The organism is Georgfuchsia toluolica (assembly GCF_907163265.1).
GTDB classification, from domain to species: Bacteria; Pseudomonadota; Gammaproteobacteria; order Burkholderiales; family Rhodocyclaceae; genus Georgfuchsia; species Georgfuchsia toluolica.
Map to the genome: position 1 here is coordinate 2,769,065 of NZ_CAJQUM010000001.1, position 17,686 is coordinate 2,786,750.

The 17,686-nt window shown below is 53.5% G+C and carries 14 protein-coding genes; 13 read left to right on the forward strand and 1 reads right to left on the reverse strand.

The annotated features are described in order from the left end of the window. Positions 1-29 precede the first annotated feature (29 nt). The 4 genes from budC (at position 30) to K5E80_RS13180 (ending at position 4,015) form a co-directional block, all read left to right on the forward strand. Positions 30-830: a meso-2,3-butanediol dehydrogenase gene (budC, locus tag K5E80_RS13165; RefSeq protein WP_220636589.1), complete on the forward strand. Its 801-nt coding sequence runs from the start codon at positions 30-32 to the stop codon at positions 828-830. Between the two features lie 219 nt (positions 831-1,049). Continuing rightward, positions 1,050-2,261, forward strand: a complete 1,212-nt coding sequence (locus tag K5E80_RS13170) for an Rv3169 family protein (RefSeq protein ID WP_220636590.1) — start codon at positions 1,050-1,052, stop codon at positions 2,259-2,261. Between the two features lie 11 nt (positions 2,262-2,272). Further along, the gene (locus tag K5E80_RS13175) at positions 2,273-3,475 is read left to right on the forward strand and encodes a phosphotransferase family protein (protein WP_220636591.1); all 1,203 of its coding nucleotides are present in this window, start codon (positions 2,273-2,275) and stop codon (positions 3,473-3,475) included. Further along, positions 3,476-4,015 (forward strand): hypothetical protein, encoded by a 540-nt coding sequence (locus tag K5E80_RS13180; protein WP_220636592.1) that lies wholly within the window; start codon positions 3,476-3,478, stop codon positions 4,013-4,015. Positions 4,016-4,244: 229 nt separating this feature from the next. On the opposite strand, the gene K5E80_RS13185 is transcribed toward K5E80_RS13180, so the two are convergent. Next, the gene (locus tag K5E80_RS13185; RefSeq protein WP_220636593.1) at positions 4,245-5,069 is read right to left on the reverse strand and encodes a helix-turn-helix transcriptional regulator; all 825 of its coding nucleotides are present in this window, start codon (positions 5,067-5,069) and stop codon (positions 4,245-4,247) included. 274 nt (positions 5,070-5,343) lie between these two features. On the opposite strand from K5E80_RS13185, the gene K5E80_RS13190 reads away from it, so the two are divergent. The 9 genes from K5E80_RS13190 to K5E80_RS13230 all read left to right on the forward strand — a co-directional run bounded on the left by K5E80_RS13190 (position 5,344) and on the right by K5E80_RS13230 (position 17,659). Beyond that, positions 5,344-7,026: a DUF1302 domain-containing protein gene (locus K5E80_RS13190; protein ID WP_281420281.1), complete on the forward strand. Its 1,683-nt coding sequence runs from the start codon at positions 5,344-5,346 to the stop codon at positions 7,024-7,026. A 28-nt stretch (positions 7,027-7,054) separates the two neighbouring features. Continuing rightward, positions 7,055-8,446 carry a DUF1329 domain-containing protein gene (locus K5E80_RS13195; protein ID WP_220636595.1) on the forward strand — a complete coding sequence of 464 codons (1,392 nt, stop codon included), beginning with the start codon at positions 7,055-7,057 and terminating at the stop codon, positions 8,444-8,446. A gap of 203 nt (positions 8,447-8,649) precedes the next feature. Further along, entirely contained in the window at positions 8,650-9,702 is a 1,053-nt protein-coding gene (locus tag K5E80_RS13200; RefSeq protein WP_220636596.1) for a WD40/YVTN/BNR-like repeat-containing protein, read from the forward strand. Between the two features lie 32 nt (positions 9,703-9,734). Next, on the forward strand, positions 9,735-12,161 hold the full coding sequence (locus tag K5E80_RS13205) for an efflux RND transporter permease subunit (RefSeq protein WP_246590985.1): 2,427 nt from the start codon (positions 9,735-9,737) through the stop codon (positions 12,159-12,161). A 426-nt stretch (positions 12,162-12,587) separates the two neighbouring features. Continuing rightward, entirely contained in the window at positions 12,588-12,833 is a 246-nt protein-coding gene (locus tag K5E80_RS13210) for a hypothetical protein (RefSeq protein WP_220636597.1), read from the forward strand. Positions 12,834-13,019: 186 nt separating this feature from the next. Continuing rightward, positions 13,020-13,577: an SRPBCC family protein gene (locus tag K5E80_RS13215; protein ID WP_220636598.1), complete on the forward strand. Its 558-nt coding sequence runs from the start codon at positions 13,020-13,022 to the stop codon at positions 13,575-13,577. 271 nt (positions 13,578-13,848) lie between these two features. Next, a complete protein-coding gene (locus K5E80_RS13220; RefSeq protein ID WP_220636599.1) occupies positions 13,849-14,751 on the forward strand; it encodes an FAD binding domain-containing protein in 903 nt (300 codons plus the stop codon). After that, positions 14,751-15,251, forward strand: coding sequence for a (2Fe-2S)-binding protein (locus tag K5E80_RS13225; protein ID WP_220636600.1), 501 nt, complete (start codon positions 14,751-14,753; stop codon positions 15,249-15,251). The genes K5E80_RS13220 and K5E80_RS13225 overlap by 1 nt, the downstream gene beginning before the upstream one ends. Then, positions 15,248-17,659, forward strand: a complete 2,412-nt coding sequence (locus K5E80_RS13230; protein ID WP_220636601.1) for a xanthine dehydrogenase family protein molybdopterin-binding subunit — start codon at positions 15,248-15,250, stop codon at positions 17,657-17,659. The genes K5E80_RS13225 and K5E80_RS13230 overlap by 4 nt, the downstream gene beginning before the upstream one ends. The last annotated feature ends 27 nt before the right edge of the window (positions 17,660-17,686 follow it).

Sequence of the window (17,686 nt, forward strand, 5' to 3'; positions counted from 1 at the left end):
AAAGGCGGTAAATTTGAGAGGGGATGGCAATGAAGGGTAAGCAATTTTACGGGAAGATCGCGGTGATTACCGGCGGCACGACAGGTATCGGTGCGGCTACGGCACAACTCTTAGTGGAAGAAGGCGCGCGCGTTGTGATCTGCGCCCGTAAAGAACCCGCCGTTGACAGTTGGGCGCACAAAATCAGCGCTGACTCCATGATCTTCCAAAAATGCGACGTTGCCATTCGGACGGAGGTTGAAGCCGTAATCGAAAAAGCAGCCGATGCTTTTGGCGGCCTAGACATCCTTATCAACAATGCCGGCCTGCCCTGCCTCGGATTCACACCCGACCTCGACCCTGAAACGTGGGCTCAGACTATCGCTGTCAATCTCAATGCTGTTTTCTATGCATGCAGGGCGGCCATTCCCTTAATGAAGCGCCGCCATGGTGGCGCCATAGTCAACACTTCTTCGATTTCCGGTCTTGCCGCCGACTATGGGTTCACTGCCTACAACGCCGCAAAAGGTGCTGTGAACAATTATACGAAATCGCTGGCAATTGACCATGCCAAGGACAACATTCGCGCAAATGCCGTCTGCGTCGGCTATGTGGATACTCCCATGAGCGCCTTCATCATCGAAGCGGGACTAAGCAAGACTTGGGTTGATAACGTCCCAATGGGACGTGCCGGCCGACCAGAGGAAATCGCTAACGTGTTGGCTTTTCTTGCCTCCGATGCGGCGAGTTTCATGACCGGGAGCATCGTGGTCGCCGATGGCGGACTTATGGCAGCCACCGGCCAACCGAATTTGCCCAAGCTTGTGGCACAGATGCAATCAAAGAGCTAGTCCGACAGTTCGTCGTCAACATAAGCTGATAATTGCCCGCGAGAATCAACTCAACAATAGAGGATCCCGCCGACCAGGAAACATCTCATCTTCCGACGCCAGTCTAAGCACTCCGGCGTCCCAAAGTCATTGACACACAATTCTGATTCAACCGAATAATGCGCAACTTCAATAGGCTTTAGCTATCGCTCAAATACGAAAGGAAGTACGATGCCCCACATGCTAACCCCCTACGACGAGTTTCCTCTACATACCACCCCTTATCCCGTCAGCTACATTCCATCGACCGATTTCAACTGGGACGAAGGGTACTTCTTTGGGGTGATCAACCCGGATGAAAAAATTTTCTTCTGCACGGGTTTCCGGATCAATCCGAACACTGACATGATTGGGGGTTACGCGCTCTTTAATCTCGGCGGTGTCCAACGTACCTTTCGTTTTAGTCGCAGCTGGCGACAGGACTACAACCTCTGTGTCGGACCTTTCCGGGTTCAGATCATTGAGCCGCTCAAGAAGATCCGCCTGATCCTTGATGACAACGACAGCGGCATCAGTTTCGATATCCTGTGGGAAGGATCGTCTCCTGCATTTCTTGAGGGACATCACAGCGCCGAGAGGCGGGGACGGCGTACCACCGACCAGAGTCGCTATACACAACCGGGCACGACAAGCGGGATCCTGCGTCTCGGCAAACGCAACTGGGATGTTGGCAATAGTGGCTGGGTCGGCGTACGCGACCATAGTTGGGGTCTCTATTTCGAACGACCTCCCTTTGCCGTTGACGATCGCTGGCTACCTCCCAAACCACCGAGCGGTGCAGCGCGCGCGCTGCGTTTCTGGGTGGTGTTCAAAAGTGGGGACTACAGCGGCTTTTATCACATGCACGAGGATGCCGAAGGCATGCAGCGCAAGCTTGACGACGTCTTCGGCACGCCGTTCGGAGGACGCATCTACAAGGGTTGGGCGGATGAGGTGATCGAGATGGCCGGCGCCAGCCATGCCATTGAGTTTGAACCCGGCACGCGGATCATGAGATGTGCTGTAGTCACTCTCAAGGACAGTCACGGTCGCGAATGGCGTCAAGAGATGGAAGCCGCGGCGCCACCCTGGGTTCCGCAAACAATCGGCTATACGCCGGGAAGCTGGAAGGATGGCGGCACAGTCCACTGTTATCACGGTTCCGAGACCCTAGTGACTGAATGGGACGAGTTCGATTTTTCGAAACAGCCGTTCCACTATGTTCCCTATGGCGCCGACGGCACGAACGCGCCTGACTCCATGCAGATGGGGCTGAGTTACAGAGAACCGATCCACGGCGTCGAGTATTTGCTCCGCATCACGACCTACGCGCCCGATGGCACCGTAACGAAAGGTGCTGGCCATCTCGAGATGTTCATCAACGGCCCGTACAAACCTTACGGCTTCAAATGAGGAACAGTACCATGGATGTGGCAGCTATTGATAAGAACCATCCTTCACCGAAATGGATCGCCAGCCTGCGGAAACGCTTTCCCTGCGAAAAGGAGATGGATCGCATCTTCACCCGCAAACTGCAGCGCCGGAACGGCCCCAGCTACTCGCCGGTCAGCCTGGAAACCCTATGTGCCAGCCTGCACTCTCTACTGGCGAATGAACTGAAAGACACCTTCGAAGTTCGCGATGCGAAATGGCTCTCGGGAGGGGCCTCCAAACTCCAAGTTGCATTCAAGCTCGACTGGAATCAACCGGGCGTCGGCCGCACCATAACGCCCATGGTGATTCGCATGGAGCCGGCCGAATCTATTGTTGAAACGAGCCGGTTGCGCGAATTCCAGGTCATCAGGGCGGTCGGCGAGATATTGCCTGTGCCCCCCGTCTATTGGATCGACCAGGACGGCACGCATTTTCCCTATCCGGCGATCATCTACGGTTTTGCCGAAGGCGTTGCGAAGCCGAGCGGTGTCGTGAGCAACGTCACCGGGCTCGGCACCAATTTCGGCCCGGAGGTCAGGAAGGTACTGGCCAAGCAGTATGTCGAGCATCTTGCCAAGCTGCATACTTGGGACTGGCGCAAGGCCGATCTGAGTTCCCTGGATGTTCCGGCCCTCGGCACCGATGCTATCAGCATGCACCTGAACTGGTGGGAGCGCATCTGGGAGGAAGACAGCAACCGGGACATTCCGCTCATGAGGCTGGCCGCCATCTGGCTGCGCGACAACATGCCCACTGTTGATCGACTTTCGCTGGTGCATGGCGATTTCCGCGCAGGCAACTTCCTGTATACCGAGCATGACGATCGCATCACCGCCTGGCTGGACTGGGAACTGGCATACCTCGGCGATTTCCACTACGATGTTGCGTTTACGACGCTGCCTTATTTCTCTCATTACTCAGAGGATGGGTCGACTCTCCTCGCCAGCGGCATGATGCCGGTCCAGGCGTTGTATGAAGCCTTCGAGAAGGCCTCGGGCTTGACCATTGATCAGAAGACCATCGATTACTATCATATCTTTCAATCTTACCGTACCGCCGTTATCGTCATTGCATCCGGCTACAGGCCAGCACGCAACGGCAAGACCCATCAGGATCTGTTACTGACCTGGGTCATGGGTTTGGGTTATCCCGTCCTGGCATATTTGCGCGATAAACTAGAGGAGGTAGGCTAAATGGACGTACGTCCCGACATACAGCTGCAGGCCATGATCAAAGCCATGATTGACGTGGTGCTGCCGGCGGTCGATCCTGAGCACAAGATGGCCCAGGAACAGGCGAGGCTCGTCATCGGCACACTGCAGATGATCTATAAGCGTCTGCCGATTGCCTATCGTTATGATCGTGACGAATTAGACCGATACGTGAAACTTTCCCGCGAACTGATTGCGCAAGTGAACCCTAATGCCGGCGGCGCCGCCATGACGCAACTCAAGGCGCTGGTGGAACAAGGCGCTGACGTGCTGGAACGGGCACGTGCCGAGCCGGCGGAACTGGAGACGGCGATTTTCGATCTACGCGCAACTGTCGGGGAACTGATTAAAGCCGTGCATGCGAAAGGTGGCGAGGCGGCACTGGCATCGGTCAGAAAGCTCGTGCTAAGCGCGTCCAAGGAAGAACAGGATCGTGAGCGTGCGCTTGTTGTCAACATGGGTTTCGAATCCGATCCAGCGTGCATACCGCCGCCCATCGAAACTTTGCTGCCGCGGATTTAGAGTCCCCTTCGGGGATCCACAAACTCCTCGCCTTTAGGCGAGGGTAATTCATGTTCAAATTAATTTGATACAAACATAGAAACAGGGGAAATGGCACTGATTCATTTGTCGTCTATCTGGGCAGTATCGTCGACGACAGGATAGAAATACTATCTATTGAGATTCGTATATATTGGGCCGAGACAAACTATCGTCGATCCTGAATTTGCTCTACCAGCAGAGGTTCGCTTTAGACTTTCTTGCTCTGTTGCTTCGCACACCCAGCAACAGATGGTGATGCCGCCATATGATATTGGCCGATGAACCCCAACTGTGACGCCTTCACAACTGTTTGTGGACGATTGCTGGTGTTAAGTTTCATTGCCGCATTGTTGAGGTGGAAACGGATAGTAGAAGTGGACCGCCCGATGATAAGGGCTATTTCTTCGTCGGTCTTGCCGAAAGCAGCCCACTTCAAGCACAAGACTTCCCGCTTGGTCAGGTGAGGATCATTAACTTTCAGTTGATCGTTCGGCCGGGTTACTTTTCTGTAGCCATTGATAAACCGACTCGCCATGACCAGCAAGTCGTCCCCGTGTCGCCGATAGACAGGTACAACGTCAAAATCCTCATCAAAATTGTACCAACCCACTGCGCCGATGGTTCCCATCGACATATGGATGGGAACTATGATTCCAGACGTTGGGTTGAACCCAAGCTTGCCGATATTGCATAAATCGTCAGAATTCAGTAATCCACTGGGCTGATTGGATATGAATCTTCCCCCGCTGAAACAAAAGGTTTCACTCTCGTGACGGCAGGCCACACTGATTGGATCACCCAAGGCAAGGGCCTTGTTCTGGTACCAATTGCTTTTTTCGACCCACCTGAATACTTCAACCGCAAGAATGTTCCCCTCTGCATCGCACATGGGTGCGGGACTTGAAATGTCATCACAGGCAAGAATGAGAAAGGGCCCCAATTCCTCAGATATTTCACGCATCCGCAGCGCAGCCGTTCGAATGTCATCCGGTTCTCGGATAAAGACATCAAACGCACTGCTAATCCCTTTCATCGGAGATCTCCTAAGACAGGCCAACCTTTGGTAACTCAATAGCAATACTTTCCAACAACAAAGGCTATTATGTTCAATACACGCAAATTCGTGCTCGCATAACATACGCACACTCACCGCAATAAGAGGCCAGAAATATCATACTCCTCGAAGTTTAAAGATTGCGAGACAGGCAGAAATAAGGTAACTCTGCCAAGAGTGAGTAGTTTTGAACGGTTTTCTAATATTAACTTGACGAGTTTGTACTTTACCTTTACATAGGGGGGGGCGAGAGATGACAAGCCTATCTTTGAGGCTATGTACGACAAGGGCGGTGATCCTGGCAGTTTCAGCGTTTTGTTTGACGAGTACTGCAAACGCTTTCCAATTTGAAACTGACCCGGACTGGGTAGTGAATTTTGATAACTCAATCCAATACACCATGGGTTGGCGAGCACAGGGTTTGGATCCGAATATTGGCAACCACTTTGCCTTTGCAACGGGTGACTACAAGTTCCCTAAAAAGGGCGATATGGTCACAAACCGCGTTCAGGATTTGATTGAGTTTCAGGGGGTCTATAAGCAAGACATGGGGTTTCGGATTTCGGCTTCGATCTGGAAGGATTTCGCTTATAACGACAACGTCAAGCAAAACCCAGCCATTTCTGCAAATATGGCTGCTGCGGGAGGTCAAGCGACCGCATATAAAGGCAACACCTATTCCAACTACACAAAGCGCTACTTCATAGAAGGTGGGGAATTTCTCGATGCCTTTGTTTATGTCAATTCAAATATTGGCAGCAAACCGGTGTATGCCAAGGCTGGCCGGTTGAGCCAATACTGGGGCAATGCCTTCTTCTTCCCCTTTTCCAATATCGCCTATTCTCAACAGCCACTTGATTTCGTGAAGGCCTTTTCGCAGCCGGGCTCCGAGGTCAAGGAGTTATTCCTGCCGCGTACCCAGGTATTGCTGTCTGCAGAACTCGCCCCTAACCTTTCGGTAACGGGGCAATATTTCTTTGAATACCGTCCCAACCGCTACCCGGAAGCCGGAACTTACTTGGGTTTCTTTGACATCCTTTTCAAAGGACCCAATCAGGCGGGACCTCTTGGTCTTGGCGGCATTACGGGGAACGCCGGCATCGTGGAACCGCCCAACAACAACCACAACTGGGGATTAAAGATGAATTGGTCACCCGAGTGGTTGGATGGCGATCTTGGATTCTATTACCGGCAGTTTGATGAAGTTGATCCCTGGTTGGCGCTAGTTAACCCGGCGACCGGCCAATTACAGAGTACCATCAATCAGAAGTCCAAGCTTTTCGGCATCAGCTTCGAAAAGACCTGGGGTTTAATCAGTACTGGCTGGGAACTCAGCCATCGCAGTCACACAGCACTGAATACCGCAGGTTTGGCGCCGTCGAATACGGGCGCTAGGGGCGACATCACCAATCTGATTGGCAATGCCTTTGTCCAGCTTGGCAAGACGCCAGTGTGGGATACCGGCATTCTGTTGGCTGAATTCACATATACACGATTGAATAAGGTAACCGACAACGCAAACATCTACATGGGAGAGAACTTTGCGAGTTGCGCAGGCCAGTCTTGGAAGGACGGTTGCTCGACAAAGAACTCCTTGGCCATTGCCGGACTGTTTGAGCCCCAGTGGATGCAAGTGTGGCCGGGTATTGATCTCTCCGCGCCGATGTCACTTACTTATGGCGTGAGAGGGAACCCGGCCTATCGCGCCAGTGGGTTCTACGGCCAAGGGACGGAAATATACTCGATAGGCGTCAAGGCCACCTACAAGTCCAAATCAACCCTAGGGTTTTCCTACAACGGCTACCACTGGCGTCAAGGGCCGAAAGGAATCGATCCTTTCTCAGGCCGCAATGCTCTGGCAGGCTTCGGCGGCATCGGTGCCGTTTCACTGAATGACCGCGGCTGGTTCGAACTGCAGTTTAAGACTTCATTCTAATTCTGACGCCATAAGGAGACCAAATATTATGTCAAACAAGAGAACGATTCTAGGAGCACTGTTTGCTTTGGGGATTTCACTGTGTAGTACTACGGTACTGGCGCTGGTGACAGCTGAGGAAGCCAAGCAACTCGGTACGACGCTGACCGAGTTCGGCGCGATCAAGGCCGGCAATGCGGATGGATCCATCCCCCCATATACGGGTGGCATCGAGAAGGTGGCGGGATATGACCCCAAGACTTCGAACTATTATGTCGACCCATTCGCTGGGGAAAAGCCTTTGTACTCGGTCAATGACAAGAACATGGCGCAGTATGATGCTCTGTTGACGGAGGGCACCAAGGCCATGATGAAACAGTACGGATACCAGATTAATGTGTATCCGACCCATCGCAGCATGCGATATACGGCGGGGGTACTGCAAAATACCCTGAAGAATGCTACCACAGCCAAATTGGGCGGCGTGGTGGAAGGGGACTCACTCGAGGGGGCCGACAAGGGCAATATGGCCTACGCCGGAATTCCATTTCCGATTCCCAAGACGGGCTATGAAGTAATGTGGAACAATAACCTCCGCTTTTCGGCGGCCGTCAGCCACAATGTCAGTCAAGGCTTCCTGGTTGACAGCGCGGGCAATGTGTCTGATTTGCCTGGCTCCGACAATCACTACACCCACCCTTGGTATGACGTGAAGAACGCGCTGCGTCCCATAACATATGATGCCTACTTCGCCCTTAACTCAACTATGTATTCTCCGCCGTCGTCGGCGGGCATCGTCTTCCTGAACTACTATATCCCCAACGGACAGAAAGTCTGGTTCTATACCCCGGGACAGCGCCGCATCCGTCTGGCACCGGAGTTTGCCTACGATGTGCCGATCGCCGCTTATGGTGGTGTAATGTTGTGGGATGAGGTCTTCGGCTTTGTTGGCCGCATGGATCGCTTCAACTTCAAGCTCGTCGGCAGGAAGGAAATGCTCGTGCCCTATAACGTCTTTGGGCTAACGAACACCATGCTGCCAAATGAGGTCTTGGGGAAAAAGTTCATTAACCCGGCTGCAGTGCGTTTTGAGAAGCACCGCGTGTGGGTGGTGGATTCGATCCGCAAACCCAACGCCCGTCATGCCTACAGTCGCAAAACATTCTATATCGACGAGGACTGCTGGTGCGTCACAACCAACGAGGCCTACGACAACGCTAACAAGTTATGGCGCGTGACGCAGGTCAACAACCTCCCGAGCTATGACACAGGTGGTATTAATATGGATTCCTGGACAACCTATGACCTGGTCAAGGGCAATTACTTGGTTGCCAATCTTTCGCACAGACTACCGGGCAACTCCCAGCACAGCTATTTAACAGCGGAAGGAATGAAGATTAAGCTGACCCCGCAGTCGGTGGCGGCTGGCGGCGTGCGCTAAGTCAAGCCGAAGGGCGGCTGGATTGATCCAGCCGTTTTTTTTTTGGCGGTGCATGTTTGTTACATGAATCTAATCGGGGTATTGCGCAGAGAGTGTCTGTTGATTTTCCCTAAGGAGTCGGTTGCGTCATGCGAAGCATTTGGACCATGTCCAGAAGTTGTAAATTTGTCCGGCGGTGGTGCCCCGTCGCGGGATGTCTATGTTTGCTGCTGCTTGCGCTGCCGGTGTCCGCCGAATCGAAATTTCACGATCCGCTGGACACCCCGGCCGAGATGCGCAGCAACGTGACGAAGCGACCTCTGATGGCGCTAACCAAGGCCGGTGAGCGCATAGTGGCCGTTGGTTCACGGGGGCTCATTATCGGTTCTGACGATCATGGCAAGACTTGGACCCAAGCGCAAGTTCCAGTACAGAGCGATCTATTGGCCGTGCATTTCCCTACAGCCAACGAAGGATGGGCAGTTGGTCACGAGGGTGTGGTGTTGCACAGCGCCGACGGCGGCAAGACTTGGACCAAGCAACTGGACGGTCGGATGTCCGGCAAGTCCTTCAAGGCATTCTATGGCAAGAGTGCTGCCAGCGCCGAAGACAGTTCCGCCATGCAGGCACACGCGGTCCAACTCGAATTGAACTACAAGGCCGGTCCGGCCTTGCCGTTTCTCGATGTTTGGTTCGAAGACGCGCAAAAGGGATATGTCGTCGGATCCTTCGGCATGATCGCCGCCACCACTGACGGCGGCAAGAGTTGGGAACCCTGGTTGCATCGCATCGACAACAGCCTGTATTTAAACCTCAACGTCATCCGTGTCATCGGCAGTGACGTCTTCATCGTCGGCGAACGGGGCCTGATCTATCGGCTTGACCGCGGCCGCGAACGTTTCGACAAGATCGACACGGGTTTTATTGGCAGCTTCTTCGGCATAACCGGCAACAGCCAAGCCCTAATCGCTTACGGCCTAGAGGGTGCTGCCTACCGCAGCGGCAATATGGGCAAGAGTTGGGAAGCCTTGGGCATGCCCAGCAACCAAACCCTTGCCGCCGGTATTCCCCTCAGCGACGGTGAGGGCTTCGTCCTGGTCGATGCGGCGGGCCAGTTTCTGCTCAGCGACAAGAGCGGAAAGAACTTTCGCGTCCAGCGCGCGGACAAGCCGATGCGCATGACCGGGATTGTCTCCGTGGCTCCCCGGACTGTCTTGGTCACCGGACTGGGTGGGGTCAGGAGCGAAACCCTGCGTGACATTGCCGCCGGCCACTGATTGACTCACCCCCTTAGCGAACCCGGAATTCCATGTCCATCTCCACCGACAACCAGCTTGATGCAATGCCCGTCGTACCGCGCCGTGAAGACTTCGATCAGCGTTCCGGCAACCTCCTCGAACGCATCATCTTCAACAACCGCCTGATCCTGGTGGTGGTTTGTGCGCTACTGACGGCGCTGCTGGGCTACCAGGCATCCCGGCTGACGATCAATGCCAGCTTCGAGAAGATGATGCCCCAGTCGCACCCCTTCATCCAGAACTACCGCGCCAACGCGGATTCCCTGCGCGGCCTGGGAAATTCGGTGCGGATCGTGGTCGAGAACACCCAGGGTGACATCTACGACGCCCATTACCAGGAAGTTCTACGTGACATCAACGACAAGGTCTTCCTCGTCCCGGGTGTCGACCGCGCCTTCATGAAGTCCCTGTGGATGCCTGTAGTGCGCTGGACGGAAATCACTCCCGAAGGCTACAAGGGCGGCGCCGTTATGCCCGACACCTATAACGGCTCGCGCGAGAGTATCGAAGCTTTGCGCACCAACATCCATCGCGCCGGCATCATCGGTTCCCTGGTGGCCAAAGACCAGCGCTCCAGCATGCTCTTCGTTCCCTTGTTGGACCGCGATGGCGTCACTGGCAAGCCATTGGACTATCGGGCCTTCCATGACGCGGTGAACAACATCCGCACCGAATACGAGCAAAAGGGCGTCAAGATCCACATCATCGGCTTTGCCCATCTGGTGGGAGATCTGATCAGCGGCATGAACGAGGTGTTTACCTACTTCCTCTATGCCACCCTGATCTGCGTCGTGCTGATTTTGGTGTATACGCGCTGCCTGCGCAGCACTGCGCTTGTGGTGATTTGCTCTCTCGTCGCCGTTTCCTGGCAACTGGGGCTGATGCACCTGCTTGGCTTCGTCCTCGATCCCTATTCCATCCTGGTGCCCTTCCTCATCTTTGCAATCGGTGTGTCCCACGGTGCCCAGAAGATGAATGGCATCACCCAGGATATCGGTCGCGGCACCCACCGCTACGTGGCCGCCCGCTACACCTTCCGGCGTCTGTTCTTGGCCGGCCTGACCGCGCTGCTGGCCGATGCCGTCGGATTCGGCGTGTTGGCCGTGATAGACATCCCAGTGATTCGGGGTCTCGCGATTGCATCCAGCATCGGCGTAGCCGTATTAATCTTCACCAATCTGATCCTGCTACCGATCCTGCTCTCTTACACCAGCGTCAGCTCCAAGGCTGCCGCCCGCAGCCTGAAGTTCAGCGCCGGTGACCACCCCTTGCCGCGGTGGCTTGCGCGGTTTACCACCCGTCCTTGGGCCATCGGCGTGCTTGTCGTGACCATTGGCCTTGCCCTTGCTGGTGTCATAGTTGGCGAAGGTCTCAAGATCGGCGATCTCGACCCGGGTGCGCCCGAACTGCGGCCGAATTCCACCTACAACCAGGACAATGCCTACATAACTAACCACTACCAACTGTCCAGCGACCAGTTCGCAGTCATTGTCACCGTCCCGAAAAATGGCCTGATACTCTACGATACTCTGCTAGAAATGGATCGGCTGGAACAGATACTGCGCGATCTGCCTGGCGTACAGACCACCATATCGGCAGCGAGCCTGGCCCGTAATTTCACCGCGGCCGGTTTCGAAGGCTCGTCAAAGTGGATCACCCTCAATCGCGACATCACTGTAAATACCGACGCGATCAACTACGTCTACGATTCCAACCCGGAGATGTTCAACGACCAGCGTTCGGTCGCACCCATTATCGCCTACCTGGCCGACCACAAGGCTGAAACCCTCGACCGCGTGGTAAAGACCGTGGAAGCCTTTGCTGCGGATCACAACACCGACGAGCGTAAGTTCCTGCTCGCAGCCGGTACCTCGGGGATTGAGGCCGCCACCAATATTGCTGTCAGTTCAGCAAACCGCACCATGCTGCTGTGTATCTATGCGGCGGTGATCCTGCTGTGCTTTATTACTTTCCGCAATTGGCGCGCGGTGATCGTGGCGGTGGTGCCTTTGATCGTGACGTCAATTCTCTGCGAAGCCTTGATGGTGATGCTGGGCATCGGGATCAAGGTCGCCACCTTGCCGGTCACAGCGCTCGGGGTCGGCATCGGCGTCGATTACTCGCTCTATCTGCTAACCGTTCATCTGGTTCAGCAGCGCAGCGGCCTCTCGGTCACCGACGCCTATCGCGGTGCCCTGGCATTCACCGGCAAGGTCGTTGCCCTCATCGGCGTTACCCTCTCCGCAGCCGTCATCACATGGGCCTGGTCTCCCATCAAGTTCCAGGCCGACATGGGTATTCTTCTCGCGTTCATGTTCCTTTGGAACATGCTCGGTGCTCTCATCCTTGTCCCGAGCCTCGCGACCTTCTTGTTGCGATCGGAGAAATCTTCCGATTACATACCGGGAACATCCGATAGCAATAATAGTACTACCTAGCTTTAATGCGAGAGTACCGACCAGTGTTGTGCACGTGATTTCCATTTGCGGTCCATAAGCATGTAACCAAGCGGTTGCTGCCGCGCAAATGGTGGCGCACCCAGTATCGACGGCGAGCGTTTTGAGCATATCGAGAAACCGGGGCTGGTGCAGTGGCCGGAAAGATTGCAACACGAGCAGCGCCAAGGTCTACCGGCCACAGCCCCCGCTGCGCGCAAGTATCCTGCGGAATCGATCGGCCCCGAGGCTGCGTAAAGCGCTTCAAACTCGCCGTGCATCGCGCCAGTATGCCATCCACGACCACCCGCAGCTTGTGCAGCGGAAGGTTCTTCGGGATGCGGGCCTCCAGCGTCAGGTAGCTGAAAATTACGGCCTGGGTCGTGTGGTACCGTCACATGGCGTCGATTTGGGAGGCAATTAGATGCTTTGCACTATACCTTGCGCATATCCTGTGCCGGTGAGTTCTTCAACATCCCGCTAAAGGTCAGAATACTGGCGCAGGCGCTGATGGTGGTGCTCGGCCGCACCGAGCTACTGCCCAGCGTGCCGGAAATCGAACTCGACGACATAGCGTCGTCATCTCAGAGTAATGCGTTGGCAGTGACCCCAGCGTCGGGTTATTGCCGTATCGGTACAGACAATAGCAATACTTTCCAAGAACAAAGGCCATAACCTTCAATACTAGTGGCCTTGCATTTCCCTATCATGCGACACAGATAAGACGAGGAAAAGGATTGGGGTTCGTCAAGACTACGATCCGTTTCACGGTTCTCTCGTTAATTTCTTCAAGAGATCGCCGTTACGTTCTCTTGTCTTGTGCACACGTGTAATAGTACAGTATATGCAAGGGTATGCGAAATGGAAATGTCAGGTTCAGCCCTCGTACCAGCATCTCTTCAGAAGACCTGGGAACTGTTGAACGACCCCGAAACTCTGAAATCATGTATCAACGGCTGCGAGAGCATCGAAAGGATTTCAGATACCGCATTTAGAGTTTCGATTGTAGCCAAAATAGGTCCGATTAGCGCTAGGTTTAAGGGGCAGATATCGCTGGCTGACTTGAATCCACCTAGTTCGTACTCGATTAGCTTTGAAGGGCAAGGTGGTGCTTCAGGATTTGCCAGGGGTAGTGCAAAGGTCAACTTGGCACCGGAAGAAGATGGGACAAGGTTGAATTACGTTGTTAACGTTCAAGTCGGGGGCAAACTGGCGCAGGTTGGCTCCCGTTTGATTGACGGAACTGCGAAAAAGATTGCCGATGAATTCTTTGCAACGCTTGCCGGCAAGTGTCAGGGAACCTCCTCGACTAATGAACTTAGCTCAAGCGTTGGATTAGCTAGTGGCAGTATGAAAATTTGGCTTTGGAGTCTCTTGGTCATTGCGGTCATCGTCGGGATTTACATCGCGATGCGGTAGTAAGGGGGAATGGGCTAGTTTGTAATGACTCATCAAGAAATGCACGGCAGCTTAGTTGGATGGGGAATCGTTATGTACCAAGACCAAAATTCAACAATAGAAATTCGGGCAACAGATCGATCAAAGATTGGCAAGTGGACAAAGTGCTGGCAGGAATCCTTCTACATGAGAAGGGGATGGCAATAGATAGTGATGGTGTGGGACTGGATGCAACTAGAAGTGTTTCACATTTCGAAGGAAATGGTTGGTAACGACGAGGACAGAAAAAATAATGTTTCCCGCACAGATCGAAGCGTATGAGGCTCCGGATTCCATCTCTGGGGCGCTGCACGCTCTAGCCGGCGCCGCTGATGGGATGACCATGTGTTTGGCTGGTGGAATGAGTCTGATGCAAGCAATAAAGGGTCGGATGGTTCAACCAATGGGCATCGTCGATCTTCAGCGGATAGCAGCTTTGAGGGGTATTCGTAATTCGCCGCAAGGAATGAGCGTGGGGCCGATGACACGCTATGCTGAATTGGCTAATGCGACAGAGTTGAGCGGCGCCTACGGAGCGCTCAGCGATGCGGCCGCCCATGTCGGCGATCGGCAAGTCCGTAATCGCGGGACCATTGGTGGGAGTCTCTGCTGGAACTATATTTCCAGTTGTACACCGGCTGCCGCACTCGCGGTTGGCGTGACACTGGAACTTGCCTCACTTAATCCTGATGGGAAGCCGACATCGCGACTGCTGTCTATCGATGATTTTCTTCTTGGCCCATTGGAAACGGCGCGGCGCCCAGAAGAGTTGCTGGTGTCTATTCTGCTACCAACTAGTAAAGACTGGTGTGGCAGCGCCTACAAAAAGTGGGGGCCAACTACCGATGCTGTACCCACGATAGGCGTCGCAGTGTCTTTAATATTGAATCGTGTTGGGAAATGTTGTTCTGCAAGAATTGCACTTGCCGGACTATCTTCTGGCGCTATCCGATTTCCCTCTGCGGAAAAACTAATCGTTGGATGTGAAGGTCCTGACGCAAAGTCGGTCAATGCTGCCTTCAATTCAATAGCACAAAATGCTCAAGTTGAAGGGGATCCATGGGCCTCGGAAGATTACAAACGTTTCCTCATACGTAAATTGGGCGAGGAAGTGACTAATACCGCTATTTCTAGAGCAAACCCTGGAGTGAAGTAATGAGTGGGACAAAACAGATAACTGTCGAAATCAACGGGATATCCATCACTCGTGAAGTCGAGATCCGTACTCTTCTCGTCACTTTTATCCGTGATCATCTCGGGCTAACGGGTACCCACGTTGGCTGCACTTTCGAGGGTGTATGTGGGGCCTGCACAATACACCTTGATGGCGAAGCCGTTAAATCGTGCATGATGCTTGCAGTCCAGGCCGATGGTAGATCGATTACTACAATTGAAGGACTTGCCAGTGATGATCATCAGCATCCCCTCCAGGCAAGTTTTAACAAAAAGCATGCCCTACAGTGTGGCTATTGTACGCCTGGCATTATCATGAACATGGCTGACTTTCTCTCAAGGAACTCGAATCCAACGGAAGATGAGATCCGTCGTGCCTTGGCCGGAAATATCTGCCGCTGCACTGGATACTCCCACATTGTTGAAGCGGTGCAAGATGCCGCACTCACCATTAACTCAGCCAGCGCACAAAAGAACTCATGAACACAACTCAGTCGTCTATTGGGGTGGCTCGTCCTCGTCATGAGGATGCTCGCCTGACCAGCGGTCGTGGTCACTTCTTTGCTGACATCGTTTTGCCGGATACTCTTCATGTGGTTTTTGTTCGCAGTCAACATGCCCATGCTCGAATTCGTTCAATTAACACTGAAGCTGCAAGACACTGTCCCGGAGTAGTTGCCGTGATTGTTGGCGAGGATATTAAAGAAGAGATTTCCCCTGTTCCGCAACCGACTGTAGTACCTAATCTTCCTGGACGGTTTCCCAAGCATTGGCCGCTAGCGATCGACAAGGTTACTTTTCATGGAGCTCCGATCGCAGCCATAGTGGCTACGAATCCCTATTTGGCGGAAGACGCAGCACTTTTGGTGGAAGTGGATTACGAAACACTACCCTACATTGGGACACCGGAAGCTGCCGCGCAACCCGGTGCCCAAACGGTTCACGATGAATGGCAGGACAACCTGAGCTTTTCAATGAGCTTTACTGGAGGTGCAACAGCGGAATCAATCTCAAAAAACGTTGCAGAAGTTGATGAAATATTCGCCAAAGCGCCTATCGTTTTGAAGGAAACTTTTCGGACGCATCGAACGGGCGTTACCCCCCTCGAAACGCGAGGTGTCTTGGCCTCATGGAATCCAGAGGATGGCCTTACTTGTTGGGCTACAACCCAACGCCCGCACATTGAGCGTCTGGCGCTTGCGGATGTGTTAGGTCTTCCTTTGCACAAAGTTCGGGTAATAGCGCCTCGCGACCAGGGAGGTGGTTTTGGTGTCAAGGCGCCGTTCTATAGGGAAACTGCGCTCATAGCTTGGCTAGCCAAGAAATTGAAGAAACCCGTGCGCTGGCTGGAATCGCGTGAGGAAAATCTAATGCTGGTCGGGCATGGGCGAGACCAAACTCATGAAATCTCATTCGCTGCTACTGCAGATGGCCGCATACTTGCTTTGCGCGACAGAATCACAGCGGATATCGGGGATGGTTGTCTCGGCATCTACTGGGGCTTCATCATGCCTTTTCTTGGGGCGGTGTTTGTGCCATCAGGCTACAACATTGTCAAGGCCGATATTCACTTAGACTGCTATTTCACCAACAAACCATGTATTACTCCAAATCGTGCCTTCGGGTGGCTTCCTGGCCATTTTGCCATAGAGCGAATGCTCGATCAGTTAGCTAAGCGGGTTGGAAAAGACCCGTTACAGATTCGGCTCCTCAATTTGGTCCACGAGCTTCCATACACAAGCGTGACTGGGTACTACATGGATGGCGGTGATTTCATCCGCGTTTTGGAGACCCTTGCGGAAAAAATTGACTATAACGAATTTCGTGTTAAACAAGCGGAAGCATTGCGAGAAGGGCGCTATTTGGGTATAGGACTTTCATCTTCCACCTCCCTCTCAGGCGTTCCATCTGCACTCCTGGTCACACTTGAGAATCAGCCTGGCTATGGGGCCGCGACAGTTCGGATAGATCCTAACGGTCGTGTTCAGATACTTGAAGGTGACGCCCCAACGGGAACCGGCCACGAAACAATGTTTGCACAGGTGGTCAGCCAAATGTTGGGTGTCGATCCCAATGACGTAACTTTCGTGATTGGTGATACCTCCAATACGCCATTCGGTTGTGGTGCCGTCGGTTCTCGGGGCGCATCTTACACAGTCAGTGCGCTCCACAATGCTGCGAAAATCATTCGGACCAAAATGGCCAGAATATTCGCCCATGACCTTGGCCTGAAGGTACAGCCCGATGACGTGGCTTTCGAGGATGGTAGGGTGTATTTGAAGAATGATCCAGGCAAAAGTATGCAGTTTTCCGACCTGGCGAATCGCATCATTATGAAGCCGGTGAACCTTCCTCCCGGAGAGGAAGGTGGCCTTGAGGCGACCAATTATTTTGAGGCCGACAAGAACATGATTTCTTTCTCGGCGCATGCCTGTATTGTCGAGGTGGATCCGGTCAGCGGAGAGTTCAAAATCCAACGTTATATAACCTGTGAGGATGCAGGCACCGTGATTAATCCACTAACCATGGAAGGACAGGTTCAAGGGGGCGTAATACAGGGTCTGTCGAACTCGATATTCGAAGAGTTTCTTTTCGACGAGAACGGCCAACAGATGACGAGTACTCTCGAAACGTACAAGATCGCAATTGCCCCCGACGTACCACATGTGGAAACCATCCACGTGGTTACGCCGACCGAACATGCTCCGCTCGGTGCGCGTGGTATGGCAGATGGTATTCCAGGTCAAGTACCGGCAGCACTGGTTAATGCAATTTGCGACGCTCTGGCACCACTGGGGATAGAGATCACAGAGCTTCCGGTTCGTCCAAGTCAGGTATGGGAAAAGCTTCAGAGCTGTTCTCGCAGGGGTGTAGCGGGCTGTGCTAACTGAAACTCCTCACTCTTTATCTTCTCCTCG

Coding starts and splice junctions, on each gene's coding strand:
- K5E80_RS13175 (WP_220636591.1), top strand. CDS start 2,273: ATGGATGTGGCAGCTATTGATAAGAACCATCCTTCACCGAAATGGATC.
- K5E80_RS13180 (WP_220636592.1), top strand. CDS start 3,476: ATGGACGTACGTCCCGACATACAGCTGCAGGCCATGATCAAAGCCATG.
- K5E80_RS13215 (WP_220636598.1), top strand. CDS start 13,020: ATGGAAATGTCAGGTTCAGCCCTCGTACCAGCATCTCTTCAGAAGACC.
- K5E80_RS13220 (WP_220636599.1), top strand. CDS start 13,849: ATGTTTCCCGCACAGATCGAAGCGTATGAGGCTCCGGATTCCATCTCT.
- K5E80_RS13190 (WP_281420281.1), top strand. CDS start 5,344: ATGACAAGCCTATCTTTGAGGCTATGTACGACAAGGGCGGTGATCCTG.
- K5E80_RS13195 (WP_220636595.1), top strand. CDS start 7,055: ATGTCAAACAAGAGAACGATTCTAGGAGCACTGTTTGCTTTGGGGATT.
- K5E80_RS13185 (WP_220636593.1), bottom strand. CDS start 5,069: ATGAAAGGGATTAGCAGTGCGTTTGATGTCTTTATCCGAGAACCGGAT.
- K5E80_RS13170 (WP_220636590.1), top strand. CDS start 1,050: ATGCTAACCCCCTACGACGAGTTTCCTCTACATACCACCCCTTATCCC.
- K5E80_RS13225 (WP_220636600.1), top strand. CDS start 14,751: ATGAGTGGGACAAAACAGATAACTGTCGAAATCAACGGGATATCCATC.
- K5E80_RS13230 (WP_220636601.1), top strand. CDS start 15,248: ATGAACACAACTCAGTCGTCTATTGGGGTGGCTCGTCCTCGTCATGAG.
- budC (WP_220636589.1), top strand. CDS start 30: ATGAAGGGTAAGCAATTTTACGGGAAGATCGCGGTGATTACCGGCGGC.
- K5E80_RS13205 (WP_246590985.1), top strand. CDS start 9,735: ATGTCCATCTCCACCGACAACCAGCTTGATGCAATGCCCGTCGTACCG.